Raw genomic sequence first — 22,973 nt, 5'->3', positions numbered from 1 at the left:
TTGGGAACCGTGTTCCCGACCGTTTGGGAATCCTGTTCCCAGTGCTTGGGAACTGTGTTCCCGAGTGGCAGGGAAGTGTGTTTCTTTATGTCCAGCTCGATTTGGTGAATGCAGTCTAATGTGTCATTAATGTATCTTTTACTTTACATGAATGCGAAAAAGCCCATGCAATGATGAACAGTGAATCTGCAGGCAAGGTGTAAAACAAGGTCTTTAAATAAAAAATCCATGTGAATCTGGAGTCCAACTCCAGATTCACATGGATTTCACTTTGTCTCTGTAAATACCTTCCTCTGTCTGTCTTTAGACGGTAGTTATTGTTAGGGAGGTTTATTCAAAGTAGAAGGTCAGTGCAATCATCTTTGCCCGTGTTTCATCGACCGAATTGGTGTACATAAGCATGTGCTTGTCGCGCAGGTTCTTGGCGTGGCTCTTATCGAGGCTGTTCGTAAGGCTGTACATGAACTTCAGTTCCGGACGCAGCTTGAAATAAGGGAGATAGAAGTCGCATCCGAGCCCCACCTCTAAGAATACATCACTCCGCTTCAGCTTGATGTAATCATTGTCCTTGCCCGAAAGATTCAGCATCGGATTGATGCCCAGCATCACGTATGGGCGGTGGTTGTTGAAGCGGGGAGCAGCGGCGATGAGGTCGAAGGCACAGGAGACGTAGGCGGTCTTCAGTTCCTGCACCTGCTCGGTAGGCTCCCCCTGTATTGTGCGGTCTGTGAGATTGCGGAAAGTAATGTGGCGTGTGCCGAAATACATGGCCGGCGCCATACGCAGCTGGAGTGTGGAGTTGAGGCGCAGCTCGCCCAGGACACCCACCGTGAAGCCGGCATCCCACCGGTCCTGATCGGCTGAGACGGTCTTCTCGACAGGTCCGTTGCCGTCGTCAAGGTCAATCATCTGTGGTCCTACGTTGTTGAGTTCAAGGTCCTGCAGATGTGTCCCGACGAGTACTCCGAAATGGAACTCACGCAGATCCGTGTAGGGACGGTTCTGCACTCTTCGCTCCTGTGCCGGGCATACGAGTGTGGCTGCCAGCAGGGTTAAGGTGACGAATATTCTGTTCATAACATCTTTCAAACGCATTCTGTCCTGTTTTATTGTCTGCCGGTTTTTCCTTTTACCGGCGCGAGTCCGAAATCAAACGCCTCTGTACCTTCTTCTTTCTCTCTGTCCGGAAGCGGAAGACGGTCCGGGCGGACCGTTGACAGGCTGTTCGTTTGCATAGAAGCACTTTTTTTACTAACTTTGCGCCTGATATTTACGTGATGATATGAGAAAGTTTGTTTCAGTTCTGGCTGTCTGGTGCATGGCTGCGGCAGTACATGCCCAGTATCAGGAACCTTTGCGGCGAGACACGTCGGGATTGCAGCCGATGAAAGGTCTGGAGTACAGGGTGGAGATGCAGGGCAGTCTCTCGAAGGGGCGGACGCCCCTTTGGCTGAATGCCAACAGGTACGGACTAAGCTCGTTGGAAACGGCGAACGGCTATGTGCGAGGCGGAGTGGTGCGCCCGTTGAGCACCGACGACGGACGCAAGTTCGGATTGGGCTACGGACTGGATGTCGTCCTGCCGGTCCATTATACCAGCAAGGCGGTTGTCCAGCAGGCGTATGTCGAAGGACGGTGGTGGCATGGAACGCTGACCGTCGGTGCCAAGGAAGAGCCGATGGAACTGAAAGACAACCGTCTGAGCTCCGGTGCGCAGACACTCGGCATCAACGCACGGCCGGTTCCCCAGGTGCGCCTGGCATTGCCCGATTACTGGACCTTGCCCTTTGCCAACGGATGGCTGCATCTGAAGGGGCACATTGCGTACGGCATGATGACCGACCAGAACTGGCAGCACGGCTTCACCCGGTGTCAGTCAAAGTATGCCGACCGGGTGCTCTATCATTCCAAGGCCGGTTATCTGAAAATCGGAAATGACGAGGTATTCTGCCCTTGGTCTTTGGAGATGGGACTGGAGATGGTCTCTCTCTTCGGCGGTACGGCCTATCGTCCGGCCGGTGCCGGAGGTATGGAACAGTTGAAGAGTGGAAAAGGTGTCCGTGATTTCTGGAATGCATTTCTTCCCGGCGGTGCTGATAACGGTGAGACGACTTATCAGAATGTAGAGGGCGACCAGCTGGGCAGCTGGTTGATGCGGCTGAACTACGACGGCGACTGGCATGGCTTTTCTCTCTATGCCGACAAGTTCTTCGAGGACCATTCTTCAATGTTCCAGCTTGATTATGACGGTTACGGGGAGGGCGACGAGTGGCAGGTGAAGAAGCGGCACCGCTATCTGCTCTATGACTTCAAGGACTGGATGCTGGGTTTCGAGTATCGTTTCAAGCCCGATAACTGGCTGAACAGTATTGTCTTTGAATATCTTTACACGAAATACCAGAGCGGTCCGATCTACCACGACCATACCCTTACCGTTCCTGACCATATCGGCGGAAGGGACGACTTTTACAACCATTACATCTTTCCCGGCTACCAGCACTGGGGACAGGCGATGGGCAATCCGCTCTACCGGTCGCCGCTGTACAATGAAGACGGCACGGTTGAATTCCAGAACAACCGTTTCGTTGCTTTTCATTTAGGACTGGGCGGCCATCCCTCCGACTATGTGAAATGGCGTTTCCTCGGTACGTGGCAGGAAGGACTGGGGACATACGAAAAACCTTACACGAAGAAGCATCATAACGTCAGTCTGATGGGCGAAGCCACTTATACGTTGCATGGGGGGAGGTTGCCGGAGTGGTTGAAAGGTGTTGATGTCCGGATGGGAGTCGGTGCCGATTTCGGTGCCATCCTCTGCGGAAACAATTATGGCATGCAGCTGACTGTCTGTAAACGGGGCTTGCTGGAAAAGCTTTAGCCTACTATAATTATTATAGGATATGAATCAGAAAATGAACAGAACAAAGGTGTTGTCTTTCGTCTTTCCGCTGCTGGCACTTCTCTTCTCCTCATGTTCGTTGGAGACGGATAACGATGCCGGCAGACTGGAGGGAATGTGGCATCTTGTGCGTATTGACAATCTGACAGCCGGAACGACAGAAGACCTGAACAGTAAGACGGTCTTCTGGTCTTTCCAGGCAAGACTCCTGGAACTGGAGGAAAAAAAAGGTACACACAGCAGTTATCTTTATCGCTTCAGTATTGACGGCGACCGTCTTACCCTGTCTTCCCCTTATCTGTACGACCGTGAGAACGGCGACCGTCCGCTTTCGGCCTATGAACCTGCATTGGCATTCTTTGGCATCAGGACACTTGTCCCTGCGTTCAGGATAGAGCAGGTCAGGAAAGGGAGAATGATACTGAATGACGGGAGTGCAAGACTCTGTTTTGACAAGTTCTAAGCTGATGCTGACTGGCAGTATCTCCTCATGTAAGTTGATTACGGACAGGTTCTGAAGATTCTCTTTGATGTCTTCTTTTTGTCTTTTGGGCTGGCAGATAGAATAACGTTTTACCTTTTTACTTTTTTACTTTTCCAACAAACTCTGTGTTCTCTGTGCTCTCTGTGTGAGAATAAATCCTTACGGAAATGCCATCTTAGAGAGGTATTCTCTCACGGAGTCACGGAGCTCACGGAGCCTTTAATGGGAATCAAAGTACACAGAGAGACCTGAAGGTCAGGAGAAAGGTGAGCCAGAGAGTTAGACAAGTGGAAAAGGTAGTCTGATAAAAACAGGGTGACAGGAGTGGCTGGAGCATGGGAAGGCTGAATGACAGAATGATGTTTACCTTTTTATTATTTACCCTTACTTTTACCCTTTTACTTTTTTACCTTTATATTGCTCTGCAAAGGGAGGCAAGCCGTTTTTTCTGATATGGAAATCGAGTGCATAATGGAAAATGGCATAGAAGAGGATGTCTGTCGCAATGATCCATGTGACAGACAGATGGTTGAACAGCGAGACATTGATGAGGATGAAGAAGAACGACAGCAGGATGATGCAGAGCAGTGCCTGATGCTGTGTCAGTCCTGCCCGCATCAGCTTATGGTGAATATGGTTCTTGTCTGCACCAAAGACCGGACGGTGGTGCAGCAGCCGGACGATGATGACCCTGAAGACATCGAAGGTGGGGACGATGAGCAGGGTCACGGAGAGCAGGATGGAATCTTTTTGACCGACCATTACGTGCGGATTGTACATACAGAATTTGACAAGCAGGACACCGAGTATATACCCGAGGGTCAGACTGCCTGAGTCGCCCATGAAAATTTTCTGGTTCTTCTCCGCATTGCCCCAGATGTTATGATAGATAAATGGGACAAGCACCCCCATCAGTCCGGCGATGAGAATGCTGTAGACCCCTATCTGCTCACGGAGGAAGATATAGTAAAGACCGGACAAGGCGATGAGCACCAGACTGGTGGACAGGCCGTCGATACCGTCAATCAGATTGATGGCATTCATCGTGAAGACCAGGATGCCGACCGTCAGCACCATCCCCACAGACATTGGAATCTCATGGATGCCCAGGAAGCCATAGAGGTTGTTGACATAGAGATAGGACAGGGGCAGGAGGCTGGCTACGACCACCTGCATGATGAGCTTCACCCTCGGCCGCAGGCCGAAGACATCGTCGACAAGTCCCGTCACGTAGATGACCGTGATGCCCACGCCGAAGAAGATGCTCCAGGGGCTGACTGCGATCTTATTGCCCTTGCTGGTGTACGACCAGACCAGCAATGCCACGATGGTGGCTATAAGCATACTGGGCAGGAACGATACGCCTCCCAGCCGGGGTACGGCATCCTTGTGTACTTTTCGGGCACTTGGTGTATCATAAAGTTCCCGCTTCCTGCAGAACGAAAGTATCTGTGGAATCATGATGAATCCGCAGGCTGCACTCATCAAGAAGGCGAACAGGCTGATCAGAATGTATGTCAACATATATTGGTAATCTATTCTTTTTCTTTAACAAAACTCAATTTTTGTAATAATATTGTATTTGGATGTCGGAAAAGTGCGGCTGTACTTTCTGAAGCACCTGCTTTGTGAAATCTTCTTACCTATCATGGTTAGAATCTCGTTTTCTTTTTGTAAATTTGTGGCTAAAGAACATGGATATGGCAGAGATTTATCATGGCTGCAATGTGAAGGTGGAACGGCCGAAGATACAGATTACAGGAAGCGGGGAAGATTATGCCCATGCAATCCTCCGTGTATACAACAATCCCATCTGCGAAATCATCGATGATTACAATTGCAGTGCTTATTACGAGCCGTCCCCTTTCATTGCCCGCAGCTATTATGCCGGGAGTTTCAATTAGGATCAATTCAACGGTGCAGAAGTCTGATACATTTTCAATGAAGATATCAATTATAACGGCGACTTATAACAGTGCGAAAACACTGCAGGACACTTTGAATTCCGTCTTGCAGCAGGATTATTGCGATATAGAGCATATTATAGTCGATGGCGGGTCGACGGATTCGACGGTCGGGATGATCCGTGAATATGCCGCTGCAACAACCCGACATACCGTGAGATGGGTCACGGAGAAAGACCGTGGCATCTATGATGCCATGAACAAAGGCATTGCGATGGCGACAGGCGATGTTGTCGGCATCCTCAATTCCGATGACTATTTCACCGCCGGTGATGTCGTGTCGAAGCTGGCAGAACCTTTTTCCGACACAGATCTTGATGCGGTGTATGGCGATATTCATTTCATTCATGACGGCGAACCCGATAAGATTACTCGCTATTACTCTTCCAGGATTTTTTCTCCTTTCTGGGTCCGTTTCGGCTTTATGCCGGCCCATCCGTCTCTGTATGTACGCCGGGAAGTCTATGATAGGGTAGGCCCCTATAAACTTGATTACAAGATCGGTGCCGACTTCGAGATGATCGTCCGGATGTTCTGTGTGCATAAGATAAAGGCACAGTATCTCAAGATGGACTTTGTCACCATGCGCAACGGCGGAGCAAGTACGAACGGTGTCCGTAGCCACCGCCTCCTCTTGCAGGAAGACACCCGGGCGTGCCGGGAGAATGGCATCTACAGCAATCAGTTCCTAATCTCTCTCAAGTACTTTTATAAGATCTTTGAGTTCAGATTCTAAGAAGTCGTTGCTTGCTACTTTGAACAAATTATACCTTTTGATATAGACAGATTTTTGGTAATTGGCTGTTCGACTCCATGTATGTCTGTTTATTGAAAAGATATTATCTGTTTTCAAAGTTGCTGTCACTCCTGTCACATAAATATACTTTGTAAACTTCTTATAATAAGGATATTATGTAAAATGTTAAAAGTGACAGCAACTTGAATGCTCTCTGGTAAAGGTTTTTTATGAGGAAACCTTAGTATGTTATTGTATTTTGTTGGTCGAATTTATAACAGAATGCCTAAATACTTTTGAGTGCGGTAACTAACCTGTCATTATCCTCTTTAGTTCGGATGGCAATGCGTATATAGTTTTTCCCTTTTAATCCATCTTTGTTGTCACAGTCTTTAATGAGAATATTATATTCATTAAGTAGTTTCTGAGTTAGCTGCTTTGATGTGAACCGACTTGTAATTTCAGTTAAGAAATAATTGGCCTGTGATGGGATAACATATATGAAAGGTATCTGATCCAATAATCTTTTAAAACGTCGACGCTCTATGATGAACTTCTCACAAGCATGTTGGTAATCTTTGGTATATTTACCAAAGATTTGCATGTAAAATTCTGCAAAAGAATTAATATTCCATATTGCTACATCTTTTTTGACAGCATCTATTAGGTCGGAATCTGAAGAGGCCATGATTCCAAGACGTAGTCCAGGTACGCCATAACTCTTTGAAATGCTCTTTATGACTATAAGGTTAGGGTTAGATTTTAATATTTCATCATGGCAAAGGCTGTTATGAGAATAATCATCAGTAAAATCTACGAAAGATTCATCTATTATAATCCGTATGCCTTTTTCTTTTCCCCATTGGATAAGATTGACTATATCGCTGGCCGGTATAAAGTTACCAGAAGGATTATCTGGGTTGATTATAAGCAGAGTGCTTATTTCCTTATGTGCAAAGAAAGCCATCAAGTCATTTATATTGTATGACATGTCCATGTTCTGAGGAAGATATGCAATTATATCATCTTTATTCTTTCTATTAGGGTATTCCATGAAAGTCGGGTAGACAACTCCAATTTTCTCATTTATCATCCCCATCAAACTTTTGATTAATTCTGCTGCACCATTTCCTACAACTATATAATTCTGACGAATTCCCAAATATTTACCTGCTAACAGAGAGTTAACATACATTCCCGATGGATACTCTGTCAGTAGAGTGTCAAAATTGGCACGTAACTCGTCCTTCATTCGTTGTGGAGGGAAGAAAGGGTTAACTAAATAGCAGAAATCTAATAATTTAGGGAATCTCCAATAACCTCCGTAACGCATCTCATATCGGGATAGGCTTTTTTCTTTTGGGGCAAAGATTGTTTCTGCAATATCAAGATCCTGTATGTCATCAATTTCATACCACTTTCTGTCTCCGATTGGTAATGCCTTGAAGTCTGAACTGTCAAGGAAAGTGATGATACGTAGTACTTGTTCATAGTATTCATTGTTTCCTATAGCTTCGCAGTAGGCTTTGAGGAAAGGAAGAAACCTATGTGTGGAAAAATCTTTGCTGAACTTATAAATGTTTACAGTTTTGTAATACTGGTCTGACTCCTTGTAGTTGAAGGCTTTTTTCGGAATAAAGTTTATAATATTGTTTTCGTCATCTATGCGGACGACAGTTCCATCCATCCAAGATTCCCATTTTGCGACAAGGGCAAGATTAGGGAAAGGATTATCTATGATCATTTGCAATAAACTTTCCTCGTAGATGAGGTCTGATTCCAATAGAATCGTATCATCTTCAGATATTCTGTCTTGAGTAAGTGCAAGAGAATAAATATTGTTCGTCTTTTCGTAGACTGGATTGTCGATGAATTCTATTTTTAATTTGTCATTATAGCGCTGTCCTATGTGGGCAATAAGATTCTGCCCTTGGTAGCCGACTACAATGATAACACGTTTAATCTCCAGATGGGAGAGCATTGTTAAAGTTCTGTCAATCAGTTTGATACCATTTACGGACAGCATACATTTCGTATTGTCCTTTGTGTATTCTCCAAGTCGCCTACCCATTCCAGCAGCTAATATGATTGCTTGCATATTTCAATATGATTATTTGTTTAGTATAGTGTATGCTTTTTGTTTAAAGAAATTTATTCTTTTTCTACTTTTAATGTCTTGAATGAATTCTGTCATCGTATGTGGCAGTAATGCCTTGATATATTGTATAAGAAAGGCTTTTGTTCTGTCTGTCTTGCTCATTTTAAAATTAAACATGGGGATAGGGGTGCGCCAATCCTTTCCATAAAGGAAGTTTAATAAAGCCTCACTTTCTTTCGGTACAGTATAATATTCTCCTTGGAATTCTATTTGAGTCGTATTGTTTATATATTTTACTTCGCAAAGTTCACATATACAAGTAGCTAATCTTCTGTCTTTTGCATAGGGCGTAAAAAAATAGATATCAATATATTCTCCTTTACGCATTATTGACATAAATCCTCTCCTCTCAAAACGCACGACTTCAAAACCATTTTCTCTCAATATGAAAAGTATGTCTTTAAAACGTTCTAAGTCTGTAATTGGAAGTACGATATCAATATCTTCATCATGAGAAATAAAATCATGTTCTCTCACTGCTCCTAAGAGTGTACCAAAGAAAAGAATAAATTCTAAGTTGTGCGTATTGCATATGTGTTTTAACAAAGAAAGATTTTCTTTCGCCCTTTCTTTGTTAATAGGCTTTATGCCTGGATAGATGGGCACAAAGCGATAAGAATAATTACCTTTTGATGTAGGAATATTTAATTTCATATTTAATTTCTGTTATTAGTATTTTATCCTCTGATCCATTTCTTTAGTATTGTTTTTAGACTGAATGGAATGAGTTGTAGTATAGTGTTTCTAAACGTATTGTTGCTCTTGTAAAAGCCTTGTTCAAAGTCTTCGTAAGGTACAACATATTTAGGGTGTTGTAGGGGAAATACTATTTCTTCATTTGCTTTGTATCGGCTTGGAATTGTAGATCCTGTAGTGTGGGTGGCATCTTCTCCAAATCCAATATTACTAATAAGACTTGTTTTTGGATATATTCCTAATTGATTATGGGCTGCCATCGTAAAATACCACTGCCAATCCCATGCGCTTACATAGTTATGTTCAATAGCCTTTATACGATATTTCCAGTAGTGTATATCTTTCCCATCATATCCGTTATTTTTAATGATGGATTTAAAATAAAGAGTATTTTTCCAATTCATGTTTAAATCCATATTTTTCCATGCACGTTTCCAGGTTGCCCAGCCATTCGTTGATTTGAATCTGCTAAAGCCATATGAGTCAGGGATAATAACATTTTTAATATAATTTGCAGCATCAATCATCGCAACACGTTCATCTTTTTCATATCTATCTAATAGTTCTGCTGCAAAAGGGAAAAAAGATTGTTGGAGGACACAGTCATCTTCTATTATAATCCCTTTCTCTTCGTTTTCAAATAACCAATTGATAGCTGTATATACACCCATGCAGCAACCTAGATTCTTTGTTCTAAATAGTGTTTTTACTTCGCATTCCCAATCTATTTGTTGAAGAATAGATTCTTGAGTTTCTTTTACCAATTCAGCTTCGCCTTTTATATTTTCACGCGCACCATCGCAAGCAATGTATAGTTTTGCTGGCTTTACTTGTTTTATTCGCTCAAAACTTTTTAGCGCAATGTCTTTGCGTCGAAATATTATGAATAAAATAGGAATATTATACATGTGTTGTTTCGATTATTTATTAAAATACAGATGCCTTGATTGTTTCGAGGAACTTGTGACCATATTTTAGATCAGGCTCCACATAATTGCCTTCTCCCCATTCGTTCCATGAACGGAGAAATAGTATCTTATGTTCTTTTGGTTTTTCTTTTATTACTTCTAATGCCTCTTCTATATGCTTCTTAAAGTTTTCAGGGGTTGAATTGATGTAGATTCCTTCATGCTTTCCTGCTCTCGGAGTTCTGTCCCATTGTGGCATAATAGTGGGGTATACGTTATCCCATCTGTCTTCGGGAGAGAAGAAATGTTTTGTTACTTTTGCATAATCATACTTAAGTGAGGGAAACCAAGATATATTTTTTTGTAAAAGGAATCGTACTGTTCGTCTAATTCTACCTAAGGCAAGCATCTCACCTCGTGATTTCCCAAAAGAATTTAATCCATCAAAACCTAATGAAAGCATTTCTTTATACACTTCGGCACTGCTTTTAGTATTTGGCAGAACTCTTTTTATACTTCCATCTGCAAGCCTTTTCATTGTTGAGGTGTTGTTGCATATAGCTATAAAATGAATTCCTTTTAACCCATTTTCTTTTGCTAAGTCTCTCCACACTTCAATAAAGTTTCTTATATCTTTAAATGAATAAGGGTCGAATATTGCGAATAAAGGTTTTCCATCAACTGTGATGTATCGATGGTCTTTAAAAGCAGGCAATACAGTGTAGAAGTGTTGTCTATAATCTTCTTCACCTGGATATAGTTGTTTGGCTATCATTGCAGGTTTACCCTTATTTTTCCATGTCTTTGTCGTCCAGTCATGGTTTGCCCATGATAAGCAGAAAGGAAAGTCTGGTTTGCCAGAGTTTAAAACTTCCTGGAAAGGTCGCTCCAATAGTCTCTTATTATTTCCCAACCAGTAATGCCAATAGCAAAATCCCTCTATCCCAGCTTCTTTCGCCATTCGTGCTTGCTGTTCTCTTACTTCAGAGAGGCGCAAATCGTAAAATCCCAAATCAGCAGGTATTCTTGGTTGGTAATGACCCTTGAACTGAGGTTTAGCACTTGCGACATTCGTCCATTCAGTAAAACCTTTCCCCCATGCCTCATCATTCTCAGGAATAGGATGGAATTGTGGTAAATAATATGCTATAACTCTTGCTTTCATTTTTTCTATTTACCGTAACGTATAGGTATTATAATATTATATTGTTTTATTTGATAATTTCCGCAGGAGCACCTCCCGCCACAGAATATGGTGGAAGACTGTGTGTAACAACACTATTGGCACCAATGACACAACCGTTTCCGATAGTTATTCCCGGAAGGATGCATACATTGTTGCCAATCCATACATTATCACCAATCTTTACATCTCCTTTTGAGATAATTGGACGTTTTAATGGTGCTTCTTCTAATGAGCTCTTATCAGTGAAGCCATGTGAGTTATCTGTGATAAAAACATTTGTTCCTGTGAGGAGATTGTTTCCAATAGTAATTTTATGAACGGCCGTGATGTGTGCATCCCTACGGAAAAGACAGTTGTTCCCAATTGTGATAATAGGATTGTCTGAAACATCTGTCCATGTTGTTAGTTGTAGCCCTGTTTCAAATGTACAATTTTCCCCAATAGAAATATTTTCTAGTCCATGCAGGTGGTAAGCTCTCCAAAGGAAAATGCTGTTAGGACCTATTTCTCTGAACTTTCCATGCAGCAGCCCTGTATAGATATGATTTCTAAAAAAAGAACATATACGTGCAAGTTGTTCGGCTCTTATTAGGCTAAGAAAATTTCCTAAACAATGGAGAATGTAAGTAAGTTCTATTTTCATCTTTAGTTGTTTTTCTGTAATGGAAAAGCACGTGAAAATTGCTCGTGATACCTAAGGTAAGCATATAATAGCAGGCAGTTGAGCATACGAAGATTGCCACTGACATCTGAGTAAGAGAACAAGGTCATTCCCCCTTGCAAGCTTATGCATAACGCAAAGTAAAGCAGTAATAACTTATAAAGTTTTATCTGCTGTTTTCTTTCTCTTGTCAGTCTTATGAGAGATGAATAGAATATAACAAAGATGAAGAATGCGCCAGCTGGTCCGAAGTCTAAAGTAAAGTCACCTACAAAGGTGGAAAATAAATTATCATTTATTTCCATGTTGTGATATTTGTCTCTTCGCTCCACGAAGTTTTGGGAAGTGCTTGAATCTATAAATCGTTTAAAGAGGTTTATTGTCCTGTCACCATTCCTACAGCCACCTGGGGTAAGCCCATAATTGTTAAAATAGAGACTTCCTTGGCCAATATACCAGTTGACAAATCCGCCTATGCCACCAGTTTCACCATCAAATCTACTGACTGTAATGACAATTATAGGAAAGGAAATTAATAAAGATAAGAACAATCCAATATGTCTTGATATTTTCTTGACTTTTTTTGACATGTATTGTTTGAAAAGCAAATATCCTCCAGCAAGTGTAAGCAAACTTGTCACTAACCCTCCTCTCTGCCCCTGTGAAATACATATAAGGAAGTTTATGATGAAAGAGAAGATCAGTCCTGATAAAATCCATATGTTTTTTTTCTCTAAAGTAAGAAAGTAAAAGAATAAAAACACGGTGATGTCTGTGAGTGAATTAAAGATAATTGCTGGTAGGTTCCTGATGGTACTTCCAGAATCTTCTACTCCCTCTACCTGTTCTAAGTAGGCCTCTTTTCCTGCGGATGAGTCTGTAAAAATACTGATTAAACCGCTACCTGTACCTGAGATTAGGCTAGGAATGAGCATAATAGAGCTGATAATGATGATGAAAGTCAGAATGTATAGAATTTTTGTATGGGGATTTTCTATTTCTGAAGTATCAGAGCAATGATGTATTATGATGGGTGATAATGCAATTATCATCATAGAATAAAGATAAATGTATGGAAACAGCTTTAATTGATTGAAAGCAATAGAGAAGAGCGGATCATTGAGCGTCATTATTGCAAAAACGGCATAAATGATGTATAATACAATGACAAGACTTCCTCCATCCCATCGGTTTTTAATCATTTGGTATCCGATAAGTGTTATGATCCACAAAAACAGGAACCCCAATGAGAGAATATTATTCAGAACAATTTCAGACATGTTTTTTAGAGAGGAACGAAGTTATAAATCTTTTTAATAAAACCTTTTCATTTTTGCTTATCCCAATGTTGTATGCTGTCAGAAGAACGAGGGATGGTGTAATTAAGAAAATGAGTATAAAGCATATGCTCAAATTTATGATATTCTTTTTAAAAAAGAATGTGCATCCTATTGCAAGGGTTGTGATTCCTATTGCTGGTAAGAGAAAGTCTCTGACATAGTAAATATAATCGAAAGGCTGATAGTAATGTCTCAAACAAATGAGCCGAACAATGTGGGCGATAACGCAAGTTGATATCATGGCGATGAATACAGTATAACTTGGGAAATGGAGTTTAAATAGAATCCAAGTGAGTGGTAGAGTACATAATGTAATGCTTTCTACGGGAAAATGATATTCCTTGACATGTCCTGAAGCCTGCATTATTATGGTTATAGGGTTACTAATGGCAGAAATTACAATATATATAATAATCAACCTGGAAAACAAAATGGTCTCCTCATTAGCTGTGCCCAACCATATTTTCAGAATGCAATCTATTTCGGCAATGATGGGTATTGCAATGCAGATAAGCAAGTAAAATATGAACTTATTGCTTATATAAAATAGTTCATTAACATAATAATGATTGCTTTCTGCATAAGAACGTATCATAGCCGGGCGGAAAGATAGAACCATGCTGTTGCTTAGGGCATTAAAGGCATTGCTTATTTGCATCGCAATTGCAAATGCCATGTTAGAGATAGGACCAAAGAAGAGGTTTATAAGAATTGTGTTTCCTTGGTTCATTCCCATATTGGCTAATGAGCCAAACATTGTCCATCCTGAAAACTGAAGGAGATGCTGGTAAAGAATTTTATCTTTTGTCTTCGTATAATGACACTCTTCATATTTTCCTCCTTTCCATATATAGAGAAGTGAAACAACACCTGATTCTACAAGTAGGCCAATACTGTAAAATACAAGATGGTCAATAGATATTTTTGTTATAATAACAGCCAGTGCTAAACGCAATAAGCTGTCAACCGTCGATATGATAGCGTACACCCCCATATCCTCATGAGAAAAGATAATGGCTGTGAAAGGTATCTGTAATAAAGAAAAGAAAAAAACGAAGATGGAACATTGATATAAGCTGATGACGGTAGTCATCCTCTCTGCAGGTATGGTCATCTGTGTGCTGACAAACCAAAGTCCAACGGTTTCAAACAGAATGATTATTGTTATGCTTAGGATAATTATTATATTCAAACTGGCAGAGAAAATAGTCTTTAATCGTTCTTCGTCTTCTTGTCCTAATGCAATAGAAAAGAAACGCTGAATGGATAAAGCAAGGACGGCACTGATGAAGCTGGCGGAAGTAACAACGCCTGCAACAGCGTTGAATATTCCATAGTCGATGACTCCTAACCCTTTTAGAACAAATCTAACGGTATACAGATTTATGATGGTAAGTAACAGCATACGTAGAAACATAAGGGTAGTATTTTTGGCTATCCTTTTATTTCTTTTTTCATTGTTACTTTTCCTATCAATAATGGCCATAGATTGTCAGAGGTTTATTGTTTCCTGTTCTGTGTATGTGTAATGGAACGGAGCACATAAATTGTTGTCAAAATGAAGGAGAACAAGACTGTACCCAGTAAGAATAACATTCTTTTAGGACCTGTTGGCTTTATAGGGACGGCCGCCCCTTTAATCTGAGTAAATACGGGTGTACGTTCACGTAGTTTGGCAAGGGATAGTTGTAATTGACCTTTCAGCTGACTGTAATTGTTATACCTCAGCTGCATTTCATTTTCCATGTCTTCACCTTTCGACTGGACACTAGGTAAAGAAACATCTGTATTAGAGTCGGAGAACTCGCCGTATTTCAGTCTTTGATGCTCATAGGACGACTTAGCCTCATCCGTCAACTTTTTGTAATACTCAACGTCGCGTCGTGCCTTATCAGTACGGTATTTGGTAATAAAATCTTTCAACAGTTCTCTCGTTGAATCAGCAATTGTCTTTGCAATAAGAGGATCCTGATCTTCCGTATTGATAGTTATGGCACCAGTCTTCTTGTCAACCTTGATGGCGATCTGTTTCCTTATACTTTCGATGATGCTATTGTCTAGTTTCGTCAAATGGTAGGCATTGAAAGGAGTTCCCACTTCATATTTCCCCTCTTCAGGTTTTTTACTTGATATTTTCGTAAGCAGGCCATTTGCCAGTTTGTTCCACCATGGCACCTTTGTTGCCGTGCGTTTATAGTCATAATAAGTTCCCTTAAAAGTACTGTCACCGGTCTGCACGTGTATGGGAAGCAGCATGGATATAAATCCATTGTCATCTATAAGATCTGGATAAAGCATTGGGGTGATAGCATCTGAAGATTCCAGCGTGGACATATCTATGCCGAATGTAGAGGCAAGCGATCCTAATGTCCCTCCACCAGGAGTCTTGCTGTCCACCTCAGGGGCAATTTCCGTGCTTGAGGAATATGTCCTTGGTAAGCTAAAAATATATAGGCTGGCAAATAAAATAGTAAAGGATAAAACGGTGAGATACACCATTTTCTTCTTCCATATTGCATGGAAGACAGCGGTGTAGTCTATACCTTTATATTCATCTTGATTGTCCATAGAATGTTTCTATTTAAAAAATATCTTTCTATTTATTAGCTTGAGATTTTTTATTTAATTCTTTTCATTCTGTAGCAAATTATTCACTTTTTATTTTATAGTCTGATAGCATCTAACTCTTTTAACTCTTCTTTCAAATAGGGATAAATATATTCAGGACTTTGAAGGAATAATCCTGTTCTTACATTTAGGAGACTCTGGTAAGTTTTTGAATTATAGACATGGTCGAATGCTGCTGTCAAAGGCATCTGACATTTCTTCTGTAGCATGGAGACGAGTTCTTCCACATCGCTATTGATAATGAAATCAAGTTGTCTTTTGGTTATCTTCATACTCTTTGAAGTGTAGCTATTGCTTCTCCTGTCAAGAAACAGTATTGATTGTTTAATTTCTTATAAGTCAGTTCCCGTACCAATTGCTCTATCGTGATTAGCTGTTGGCGGAATAAGTTGAGCTGATACACAACGCCGTCGTCAGCGACAGGTCCGACAACGATGTCATATTCCTTTTCTTCTCTTTTTTTACCCAGCCTGTTGTCATATATAAACTGTGCCCATTCTTTACTTACGCCATCAAAGATCTTCACGTTTAATGACTGGGAAGACAAAAATGTTTCATTGAAATCATACGTTTGGACAATCGGTGTCCCTTTTTGGGTGAAGGCACATCTGCGGATTGCCATCAACAGTGCTTGTCGTTTTATCTCTGTCAAATAGAATCCTTGCCCAAAGTCCTTGTTGGGCCTGCAAACAGATAGATTAATATCTGTAAAGTCAATATTTGTCCCATGATAGAGTTTCATTCGACAGTACCTCCGTTTCTTTTGCAGATACTTATGAGGTCATTGATGGCATCGTTCAGGGAAAGTTGATGTTCGGCCTCATAGTATCTGTTCAGGAAATCAATTCCTTTGTATTCTTTTAGATAATTGAATGCAATGTGCGGTTCCATACCGAACTTCTTCCCAAATTCGGTAATGCACATATTGATATATCTTATTTTATTCATCATTTTTTCCTCCTCTATTGTATTGTGGCGTAAGAATTGTCAATGATCCTCCTGATGGGGGATGCCTGTCTTCCAAGTGCGCCGGAGATACTTTCATGCGTCTACTGAATCTTGTAGCTTTCAATTCCTCTTGTCTTCGTGGAGAAGTTGACACCTATCTTGAAGAGCTTCCTCCTGTCCATGGCGAAAGGCCGGGCATAAGCATTGTCCTCTATCTGCCGGAGGGCTTCGTCAGCAGTCTTGTCCAGTTTGCATTCGATGACGTAGACATAGTCGGCGGTCTGGATAATGGCATCCATACGCCCGTTGGCAGTCGGGCGTTCCACCTGGATGTAGAAACCCATGATCTTGAAGATGAGATAGAGGACGTTCTGGAAATACAGCTCTGCGTTGCCGACAATTTTGTAGTCGGTATCGGCAAAGAGTGTACGTAGCCGTTCCATGAACTGCTGCGGGTTGCCTGTCTCGACATCGTTGACGAACTCGATGATGTCGAATTCGCTCTTGGCTTCGACAGGTGCATAGCTCGGTAACAGGAAGTTGAGGAATCCCTCCTCAACCTCTTTGTTGGGAAATCCCAGCCGGTAGCGTTTGAACCGTTCATTGTAGCCGGTGATGGTCAGATAGCCGCTTTGATAGATGATGGGGACAGGATTCAGCGAAGTGGAATCGATGCTGTTCAGTACGTCTGCCGCGACCTGTTCCTTCGTGAGGTCGGGCAGCCGGTATTTGAAGTTCTTCAGCATCTCTGCGAGGAAAGTCGGTGTGCTCATCTCAAACCAGTAGTTGTTGAATTCCTGTTTGCTGAACGTGCAAAGCACACTGAACGGATTGTAGATGCCAGCCGAGGTGGGCGTGAAGTGATAGCCGTCGTATAGCTCTTTCAGTCTGGCTCGCGTCTCCTCAATGGTAAGGCCGTTTGCCCTGGCAAGTTCTTCCACGGAATCCTTGAAGCAGGTGTCTATCTCTTCCTCCGTGATACCGCAGATCGTGGCATAGGCACGGTCCATCGAGATGTCGTTGAGGTTATTCTGGTCGCTGAATACACTCACTTTGCTGAATTTCGTCACCCCTGTCAGCAGGGCAAACTCAATGTATCTGTCCTGTGTTTTCAGAACGGAGTAAAAAGCCTTCAGACTGTTGTGGAAATGCTCCTGCTGCACGGCATTCGTCATGTTCTGCAGCAAGGGTTTGTCGTATTCATCAATGAGGATGACCGTTTTCTGCCCTGTCAGTTTTGCAGCTCTCTCTACTATACCTTTGAAGCGGAGAGGAGCTGTTGTCTCGGAAGGTTCAGCCCCGTAAAGTTTCTCCCATTCTGTAAGCGAATTGTTCAATACGGCATCAAGGCTGTCCGGTTCTTTGTAGTTGGCGGTGTTCAGGTCAAGGTGGAGGATGGGATGCACCTCCCATTCCTTCTCCACTGTGTCTATATACAGTCCTCTGAACAGATCCCTGCGCCCCGAGTAGTAGGCTTCGAGGGTAGAGAGGAGCAGGCTCTTGCCGAACCGGCGAGGACGGCCGAGAAAATAATACTTCCCTTTGCTTGTCAGCTGGTATATCTCCCGTGTCTTGTCAACATAGGCATATCCATCCTGTCGTATTCTTTCAAACGACTGTATTCCTATCGGGTATTTCATTTCCTGCTTCTTTCTTTACTATTTCAAGAGGTTGGCAATCGTGGCGATGACGGCTGCAATGCTGGCCGCACTGGATCCGACACTGAGCGTCTCGGCAAGGCTCATCCTGCTCTGTATCTTCGTAGGAACGATGATTTCGCAGCCGGGACGTACCTTGGCGTTGTGTCCGACCTTGGCAAGCATCCCGTTCATGTAGAGGATGTAAGTGTTGCTTTTCTTTGCATCACTGGCAAAGCCGCCGGCCTGGTCGATATAGTATGCGACACTCTTCCCTTCAACGTAGCCGACAGTGTTCGGATACATGACGGCACCGTTGATTTTGACAGTTCCGTTGTATTGCGGGACGATGATACGGTCGCCTTCCCGAAGGAGGACATCTTCATCGCCCCCTGGGTTGGCGATGGCTTTGTCAAGCTCGATACCTACGGGATAGCTGTCAGGTACCTGGAACTTCTCCTGCGTCTTCTTGTCGTTTTCCTGTACCGCCTGTACAATGGTGGCGTTCTTCGTCTTCACAGCAAGGTCGATCATGTTCTTGCGCTGCTGTTCCTGCTGCATCTTATAGGCAGCTTCCATGCGCAGGCGTTCACTCGGTGTCGGGCGGCGTTCCAGCCGCGCACCTTTTATATATGCCAGTTCTGTCCCGCCGCCGGCAGCCTTGAAGATGTCGCTCAGACGCATCCTGCGGGAGGTCAGCGTATAGTTGCCTGCAAACACCACTTCCCCTTCGATGCTTACGTTCTGCTGGACAGTCGTGCCCGGACTTTTGCGGACATATACCTCATCGAACGGTTCGAGGACAAAGCCCGGCGCACCGTCAATGACGAAGCCGTCGCGCAGGGAGAAAGAGTAGGTACGTGCGATGACAGAGTCGGGGGCAAGAGCCTGTGGGTTGCTGATTCGTCGCGACACATCTACACGGACCGTCGAGGCCGTCTGCTTCAGTCCGCCGGCCTGCAGGATGAAGTCTTCCAACGATTCGTTGTCAGCATATTTGTATACACCGGGATAGAGCACCTCGCCGTGGATGGTGATGGTCTGCTGCTCCTGCACCTCTGTCTTGGTGGGAATGAAGAGCACATCCTCGTTCTGGAGTGGGATGTCCGCCACACGTCCGGTGAGAATACCGTCTACGTCAACGGAAATCACTTCCAATGTCCGGTCGGCTTTTTTGCGGTGCAGAACGGCATGAGGGGAAAAGGCAGCCTCCGCCAGTCCGTCTGCCGCCTCAATCAGTCCCCGTACGCTGTTGATGCGTCCGCCCACCTCATACATCCCCGGACGGAACACGGCTCCTTTCACTTCGACCATGTTCTCATACCGTGGAATGACGGAGTCGACGCTGACCGAGTCCTCATCGGACACACGGAAGCTACGCATATCGAACTCATTGACGTTGAAGATGGAGTACTGGCGGCCGGTCTTTCTGCGTACACGCACCGACCGGGTATAGGCATCGCCGGCAAAGCCGCCGGCATAACTGATCAGCGTGCCGAGGCTTTCGCCACGTTTCATCTCGTAGAACATCGGACGTTTCACCTTGCCGCTTACCTGTGCCAGCATCTCATACGGACCGACGACAATCACATCATTGTCTGCCAGCCGTACATTCCCGGTCAGATGGCCGCGGCGCAGGAAGTCGTAGACATCAACCGTACTGATGAGCGATCCCCCTCTGTATACCTTGATGTTACGCAATGTCCCCAGTTCGCCGATACCGCCCGCCATGTAGAGTGCATTGAAGACGGTGGCAAAGGCCGACAGCGTGTAAGTACCCGGTGTCTTCACCTCGCCGACGACGTTTACCATGATGGTGTGTGTCTGGCCTACGGAGAGGCGTATGCTCGAACTGCTGTACCGCCGGCCCAGTTTCTCCCGGATGCGGCTGTTCGCCTGTGCAACGGTCAGTCCGCTCACCTGAATAGGGCCGAAGCCGTCCAGTGTGATGATACCGTCTGGCGCGACAGTCGTCTGGTAAGATTTCTGTGATGCACCATACACGTCGATGAATACGGCATCTCCCGGCCCTATGCGGTAATTGCGGGGCAGTGCCATGTTCATGTTCGGTTCGAACGAAAGACTCTTGTTGTTGAAGATGTCACGTCCCCACACTTTCTTCCGGTTGCGGCTCAGCTGTTTCAGGAGGTTGTTGTACATTGTGGCCGTGTCCTGCGGCATCCAGGCGTTCATCTCCTCCTGCATCTTCAGGTATTCGCCGTCGTTCTCGTCGTAGGTGTTAGTCCATGACCGGTTCGCCGACACACGCCCGTCGCTGTATCGGTTTACTTCCTGCTCTTCTGTGTTGTAGCTGTCGAGCGTGGCATCGGCAATCTGCCGTCTGCTCTTGCCCGGGTGCAGCTGTCCGTTGTTTGTACGGCTCCGGTCGGCCGCTGTCTTTTCGGTTGTCGCGCCGAAGGCGGCATTGCCTTTCTGCATCTTTTCGTAGGCTTCCCTCACACGGCGTATCTGCGATATGTCCACGCCGCTCTGCATGAGTTTCGTGACAATCTGTGCCTGGGATGTCCCTCGTTTGTGCTCTTTCTGCACAAACTCCATGACCTGCGTGTCCGTCATGGACGACTGTGCAAAGCCGCCCAACGTGCATAGTGTGAGCAATACAGACAGTATATATCTTTTCATTTTGTTTAGAATTTCTTTCCAGTAGCGATGTTCAGAATCGTCTTGAGGATAATATTCAGGTCGAGTCGCAGTGTGCGGTGCTTCAGATAGTGGATGTCCATCTCCATGCGACGGAGCATTTTCTCCATTGTATCGGTATAGCCGTTGTAAAGTGTGGCTTCCGATGTCAGGCCGGGCCGCATCAGGTAGATGAGACGGTAGCGGTCGGTCTGTTCCATGATTTTGTCGATGAAGAACTTGCGCTCTGGGCGCGGTCCGACGAACGACATATCACCGCGCAGCACATTCCATAGCTGCGGAAGCTCGTCCAGATGATGACCGCGCAGGAACTGTTCCAAGCGTGTAGAGTTCGTCTCATCGCATCCGGCAACGAGCTGCGGTCCCTCTTCCTCGACGACACTGCTCATCGTGCGGAACTTGAAGATGGCGAAAGGGCGGCCTTTGTAGCCGATGCGTATCTGCCGGAAGAACACCGGGCCGTTGCCCTGGTACGTAATGAGGAGACTGATGATGAGGAAGACCGGCGAGCAGACGACAATACCTGTGAAGGCTGCCACAAGGTCGAAGCCTCGTTTGATGCAGCGTTGCACCTTTCCCATGGCATCGTGTCCGTTGTCTTCTATCATTTCCAGTTTGTCTCCTTTAGTCATTTTGTTATAATAACTCCATTTCCGTTATTTTGTTGCAAAGATACGGTTTTTTATTTATTTATCAGTCAGAAATACCTATCTTTCCTCTGTTCTCTGTATCTTTGCAGGGGAAGGACTGTAACATAATGCGCAAGATAATTCATATTGACATGGATGCTTTCTTTGCTTCGGTGGAGCAGAGAGACAATCCCGGACTGCGTGGGAAGCCCATCGCCGTGGGCTTCGACGGACCGCGCGGTGTGGTCTCTACTGCCAGCTATGAAGCACGTCCTTTCGGTGTCCATTCGGCAATGCCGATGGCGCAGGCCAGGCGGCGTTGCCCCCATCTGGTCGTCGTCCCCTGTCATTTCGACAGGTATAAGGCCGTCTCCCGGCAGATTCATGCTGTTTTCCACGAATATACCGACCTTGTCGAGCCCATCTCGCTGGATGAGGCTTTCCTCGATGTGACGGAAAACAAGAAAGGAATGGACCTGGCGGTGGACATTGCTCGGGAAATCAAGCAGAAGATTCTTGACCGCACCTCGCTGACCGCTTCGGCTGGCATCAGTTATAACAAGCTGCTGGCGAAGATTTCCTCTGATATGCGCAAACCCGACGGCCTGTTTACGGTGCATCCCGACCGTGCGCTCGGTTTCGTCGGCAGCCTTCCTGTGGAGAAGCTGTGGGGAGTCGGCCCGAAGACGGCGAAACGTATGCACGACATGGGGGTGTTCACCGGCGAGCAGCTCCGGCAGGTCTCACGCCGGCACCTCGTACAGGTGTTCGGTAAGATGGGAAACATTTACTATGACTTTTCACGCGGTATTGACAACAGGCCTGTCGTCGCAGTCCATGAACGGAAATCGGTGGGTTGTGAGCGCACTTTCCTGGAGGATCTTCATGTCGGTTCGAAGATTATCATCGAACTGTACCATATCGTTCTGGAACTTGTCGAACGGCTGGCACGAAGTGGTTTTGAGGGGCGCACGCTTACGCTGAAGCTGAAGTGGGATGCCACGACACAGATAACGCGCAGTCTGACACAGCAGCGTGTACTCCGTACGAAGGACGACATCCTGCCGCTTGCCAAGCAGTTGCTGAAGGAAACGTCCTGTCACGACCGCCCAGTCCGGCTGATGGGGCTCTCAGTGTCGTCGCCGCTTCCTGAGAAGGAGGAGTCTTCCCATGTACCCGTCGAAGGTCTGCTTCCTTTTGCGGATTAGCATTCGTGATTATCAGGCCGGAATCTGGCTGTCTGCTGCCTCGTGAACAGGGGAGTACGGCCTCCTCTCCAGTCTATCGGCCGATGCCTTTCCAAATGGTGCTTACCTGCATGCCGACTAACGCCTGTTTGACGTGCAAGTAACGCCTACTTGCACCGCAACTAAGCACCTTTTCTTGCACGCTTGCTATGTGTCTGTCTGTGAGCCGTTTTGCTTCGATGGTCTGTACC

21 protein-coding genes are annotated in these 22,973 nt (G+C 44.6%); 5 read left to right on the top strand and 16 right to left on the bottom strand.

Features of this window, described 5'->3' with window-relative positions; translation table 11 throughout:
- Positions 1 to 330 precede the first annotated feature (330 nt).
- Positions 331 to 1,077 (bottom strand): type IX secretion/gliding motility protein PorT/SprT, encoded by a 747-nt coding sequence (gene porT / locus DYH27_RS08285; RefSeq protein ID WP_025067311.1) that lies wholly within the window; start codon positions 1,075 to 1,077, stop codon positions 331 to 333.
- 205 nt (positions 1,078 to 1,282) lie between these two features.
- Here porT and DYH27_RS08280 point away from each other — a divergent pair, with 205 nt between their 5' ends.
- Together DYH27_RS08280 and DYH27_RS08275 are read left to right on the top strand one after the other, a co-directional pair.
- Positions 1,283 to 2,878: a capsule assembly Wzi family protein gene (locus tag DYH27_RS08280; protein ID WP_025067310.1), complete on the top strand. Its 1,596-nt coding sequence runs from the start codon at positions 1,283 to 1,285 to the stop codon at positions 2,876 to 2,878.
- A gap of 34 nt (positions 2,879 to 2,912) precedes the next feature.
- Complete coding sequence (locus DYH27_RS08275) at positions 2,913 to 3,362, top strand: lipocalin-like domain-containing protein (protein ID WP_025067309.1); 450 nt, start codon at positions 2,913 to 2,915, stop codon at positions 3,360 to 3,362.
- Positions 3,363 to 3,773: 411 nt separating this feature from the next.
- On the opposite strand, the gene DYH27_RS08270 is transcribed toward DYH27_RS08275, so the two are convergent.
- Positions 3,774 to 4,907, bottom strand: coding sequence for an MraY family glycosyltransferase (locus tag DYH27_RS08270; protein ID WP_029754952.1), 1,134 nt, complete (start codon positions 4,905 to 4,907; stop codon positions 3,774 to 3,776).
- Between the two features lie 176 nt (positions 4,908 to 5,083).
- Here DYH27_RS08270 and DYH27_RS08265 point away from each other — a divergent pair, with 176 nt between their 5' ends.
- Positions 5,084 to 5,287, top strand: coding sequence for a hypothetical protein (locus tag DYH27_RS08265; protein ID WP_025067308.1), 204 nt, complete (start codon positions 5,084 to 5,086; stop codon positions 5,285 to 5,287).
- A 37-nt stretch (positions 5,288 to 5,324) separates the two neighbouring features.
- Complete coding sequence (locus DYH27_RS08260; protein WP_025067307.1) at positions 5,325 to 6,083, top strand: glycosyltransferase family 2 protein; 759 nt, start codon at positions 5,325 to 5,327, stop codon at positions 6,081 to 6,083.
- A gap of 286 nt (positions 6,084 to 6,369) precedes the next feature.
- Here DYH27_RS08260 and DYH27_RS08255 read toward each other — a convergent pair whose 3' ends face one another.
- From DYH27_RS08255 to DYH27_RS08190, 14 genes are all read right to left on the bottom strand, one after another.
- Complete coding sequence (locus DYH27_RS08255) at positions 6,370 to 8,181, bottom strand: aminotransferase class I/II-fold pyridoxal phosphate-dependent enzyme (protein WP_025067306.1); 1,812 nt, start codon at positions 8,179 to 8,181, stop codon at positions 6,370 to 6,372.
- Positions 8,182 to 8,193: 12 nt separating this feature from the next.
- Positions 8,194 to 8,895, bottom strand: a complete 702-nt coding sequence (locus DYH27_RS08250; RefSeq protein ID WP_025067305.1) for a LicD family protein — start codon at positions 8,893 to 8,895, stop codon at positions 8,194 to 8,196.
- A 23-nt stretch (positions 8,896 to 8,918) separates the two neighbouring features.
- Positions 8,919 to 9,845 (bottom strand): hypothetical protein, encoded by a 927-nt coding sequence (locus DYH27_RS08245; RefSeq protein ID WP_025067304.1) that lies wholly within the window; start codon positions 9,843 to 9,845, stop codon positions 8,919 to 8,921.
- A gap of 19 nt (positions 9,846 to 9,864) precedes the next feature.
- The gene (locus DYH27_RS08240) at positions 9,865 to 11,010 is read right to left on the bottom strand and encodes a glycosyltransferase WbsX family protein (RefSeq protein WP_025067303.1); all 1,146 of its coding nucleotides are present in this window, start codon (positions 11,008 to 11,010) and stop codon (positions 9,865 to 9,867) included.
- 46 nt (positions 11,011 to 11,056) lie between these two features.
- Positions 11,057 to 11,674, bottom strand: a complete 618-nt coding sequence (locus DYH27_RS08235; RefSeq protein WP_004351815.1) for an acyltransferase — start codon at positions 11,672 to 11,674, stop codon at positions 11,057 to 11,059.
- Between the two features lie 2 nt (positions 11,675 to 11,676).
- Positions 11,677 to 12,894, bottom strand: coding sequence for an O-antigen polymerase (locus DYH27_RS08230; protein WP_244595166.1), 1,218 nt, complete (start codon positions 12,892 to 12,894; stop codon positions 11,677 to 11,679).
- Positions 12,895 to 12,964: 70 nt separating this feature from the next.
- The gene (locus DYH27_RS08225; protein WP_029216371.1) at positions 12,965 to 14,518 is read right to left on the bottom strand and encodes an MATE family efflux transporter; all 1,554 of its coding nucleotides are present in this window, start codon (positions 14,516 to 14,518) and stop codon (positions 12,965 to 12,967) included.
- Between the two features lie 14 nt (positions 14,519 to 14,532).
- Complete coding sequence (locus DYH27_RS08220; protein WP_025067302.1) at positions 14,533 to 15,600, bottom strand: Wzz/FepE/Etk N-terminal domain-containing protein; 1,068 nt, start codon at positions 15,598 to 15,600, stop codon at positions 14,533 to 14,535.
- Positions 15,601 to 15,695: 95 nt separating this feature from the next.
- On the bottom strand, positions 15,696 to 15,932 hold the full coding sequence (locus tag DYH27_RS08215; protein ID WP_025067301.1) for a hypothetical protein: 237 nt from the start codon (positions 15,930 to 15,932) through the stop codon (positions 15,696 to 15,698).
- Positions 15,929 to 16,402: a DUF3990 domain-containing protein gene (locus tag DYH27_RS08210; protein WP_025067300.1), complete on the bottom strand. Its 474-nt coding sequence runs from the start codon at positions 16,400 to 16,402 to the stop codon at positions 15,929 to 15,931. Before DYH27_RS08210 ends, DYH27_RS08215 begins: the two co-directional genes overlap by 4 nt.
- Positions 16,399 to 16,611, bottom strand: coding sequence for a DUF3791 domain-containing protein (locus DYH27_RS08205; RefSeq protein ID WP_007366609.1), 213 nt, complete (start codon positions 16,609 to 16,611; stop codon positions 16,399 to 16,401). The genes DYH27_RS08210 and DYH27_RS08205 overlap by 4 nt, the downstream gene beginning before the upstream one ends.
- A gap of 98 nt (positions 16,612 to 16,709) precedes the next feature.
- Entirely contained in the window at positions 16,710 to 18,248 is a 1,539-nt protein-coding gene (locus tag DYH27_RS08200; RefSeq protein ID WP_029216372.1) for an ATP-binding protein, read from the bottom strand.
- 18 nt (positions 18,249 to 18,266) lie between these two features.
- Positions 18,267 to 20,888, bottom strand: a complete 2,622-nt coding sequence (locus DYH27_RS08195; RefSeq protein WP_029216373.1) for an SLBB domain-containing protein — start codon at positions 20,886 to 20,888, stop codon at positions 18,267 to 18,269.
- A 5-nt stretch (positions 20,889 to 20,893) separates the two neighbouring features.
- Complete coding sequence (locus DYH27_RS08190) at positions 20,894 to 21,514, bottom strand: sugar transferase (protein ID WP_025067299.1); 621 nt, start codon at positions 21,512 to 21,514, stop codon at positions 20,894 to 20,896.
- A 149-nt stretch (positions 21,515 to 21,663) separates the two neighbouring features.
- On the opposite strand from DYH27_RS08190, the gene dinB reads away from it, so the two are divergent.
- Positions 21,664 to 22,743 carry a DNA polymerase IV gene (gene dinB / locus DYH27_RS08185; protein WP_004354324.1) on the top strand — a complete coding sequence of 360 codons (1,080 nt, stop codon included), beginning with the start codon at positions 21,664 to 21,666 and terminating at the stop codon, positions 22,741 to 22,743.
- The last annotated feature ends 230 nt before the right edge of the window (positions 22,744 to 22,973 follow it).

Origin of the sequence: Prevotella denticola (genome assembly GCF_900454835.1) — a bacterium.
Lineage (GTDB): Bacteria > Bacteroidota > Bacteroidia > Bacteroidales > Bacteroidaceae > Prevotella > Prevotella denticola.
This window is presented reverse-complemented; position numbering and strand designations above follow the sequence as displayed.

Excerpts from the sequence above, each read along its gene's own strand:
- porT (WP_025067311.1), bottom strand. The coding sequence starts at position 1,077 with ATGAACAGAATATTCGTCACCTTAACCCTGCTGGCAGCCACACTCGTA.
- DYH27_RS08280 (WP_025067310.1), top strand. The coding sequence starts at position 1,283 with ATGAGAAAGTTTGTTTCAGTTCTGGCTGTCTGGTGCATGGCTGCGGCA.
- DYH27_RS08275 (WP_025067309.1), top strand. The coding sequence starts at position 2,913 with ATGAACAGAACAAAGGTGTTGTCTTTCGTCTTTCCGCTGCTGGCACTT.
- DYH27_RS08270 (WP_029754952.1), bottom strand. The coding sequence starts at position 4,907 with ATGTTGACATACATTCTGATCAGCCTGTTCGCCTTCTTGATGAGTGCA.
- DYH27_RS08265 (WP_025067308.1), top strand. The coding sequence starts at position 5,084 with ATGGCAGAGATTTATCATGGCTGCAATGTGAAGGTGGAACGGCCGAAG.
- DYH27_RS08260 (WP_025067307.1), top strand. The coding sequence starts at position 5,325 with ATGAAGATATCAATTATAACGGCGACTTATAACAGTGCGAAAACACTG.
- DYH27_RS08255 (WP_025067306.1), bottom strand. The coding sequence starts at position 8,181 with ATGCAAGCAATCATATTAGCTGCTGGAATGGGTAGGCGACTTGGAGAA.
- DYH27_RS08250 (WP_025067305.1), bottom strand. The coding sequence starts at position 8,895 with ATGAAATTAAATATTCCTACATCAAAAGGTAATTATTCTTATCGCTTT.
- DYH27_RS08245 (WP_025067304.1), bottom strand. The coding sequence starts at position 9,845 with ATGTATAATATTCCTATTTTATTCATAATATTTCGACGCAAAGACATT.
- DYH27_RS08240 (WP_025067303.1), bottom strand. The coding sequence starts at position 11,010 with ATGAAAGCAAGAGTTATAGCATATTATTTACCACAATTCCATCCTATT.
- DYH27_RS08235 (WP_004351815.1), bottom strand. The coding sequence starts at position 11,674 with ATGAAAATAGAACTTACTTACATTCTCCATTGTTTAGGAAATTTTCTT.
- DYH27_RS08230 (WP_244595166.1), bottom strand. The coding sequence starts at position 12,894 with ATGATTAAAAACCGATGGGATGGAGGAAGTCTTGTCATTGTATTATAC.
- DYH27_RS08225 (WP_029216371.1), bottom strand. The coding sequence starts at position 14,518 with ATGGCCATTATTGATAGGAAAAGTAACAATGAAAAAAGAAATAAAAGG.
- DYH27_RS08220 (WP_025067302.1), bottom strand. The coding sequence starts at position 15,600 with ATGGACAATCAAGATGAATATAAAGGTATAGACTACACCGCTGTCTTC.
- DYH27_RS08215 (WP_025067301.1), bottom strand. The coding sequence starts at position 15,932 with ATGAAGATAACCAAAAGACAACTTGATTTCATTATCAATAGCGATGTG.
- DYH27_RS08210 (WP_025067300.1), bottom strand. The coding sequence starts at position 16,402 with ATGAAACTCTATCATGGGACAAATATTGACTTTACAGATATTAATCTA.
- DYH27_RS08205 (WP_007366609.1), bottom strand. The coding sequence starts at position 16,611 with ATGATGAATAAAATAAGATATATCAATATGTGCATTACCGAATTTGGG.
- DYH27_RS08200 (WP_029216372.1), bottom strand. The coding sequence starts at position 18,248 with ATGAAATACCCGATAGGAATACAGTCGTTTGAAAGAATACGACAGGAT.
- DYH27_RS08195 (WP_029216373.1), bottom strand. The coding sequence starts at position 20,888 with ATGAAAAGATATATACTGTCTGTATTGCTCACACTATGCACGTTGGGC.
- DYH27_RS08190 (WP_025067299.1), bottom strand. The coding sequence starts at position 21,514 with ATGATAGAAGACAACGGACACGATGCCATGGGAAAGGTGCAACGCTGC.
- dinB (WP_004354324.1), top strand. The coding sequence starts at position 21,664 with ATGCGCAAGATAATTCATATTGACATGGATGCTTTCTTTGCTTCGGTG.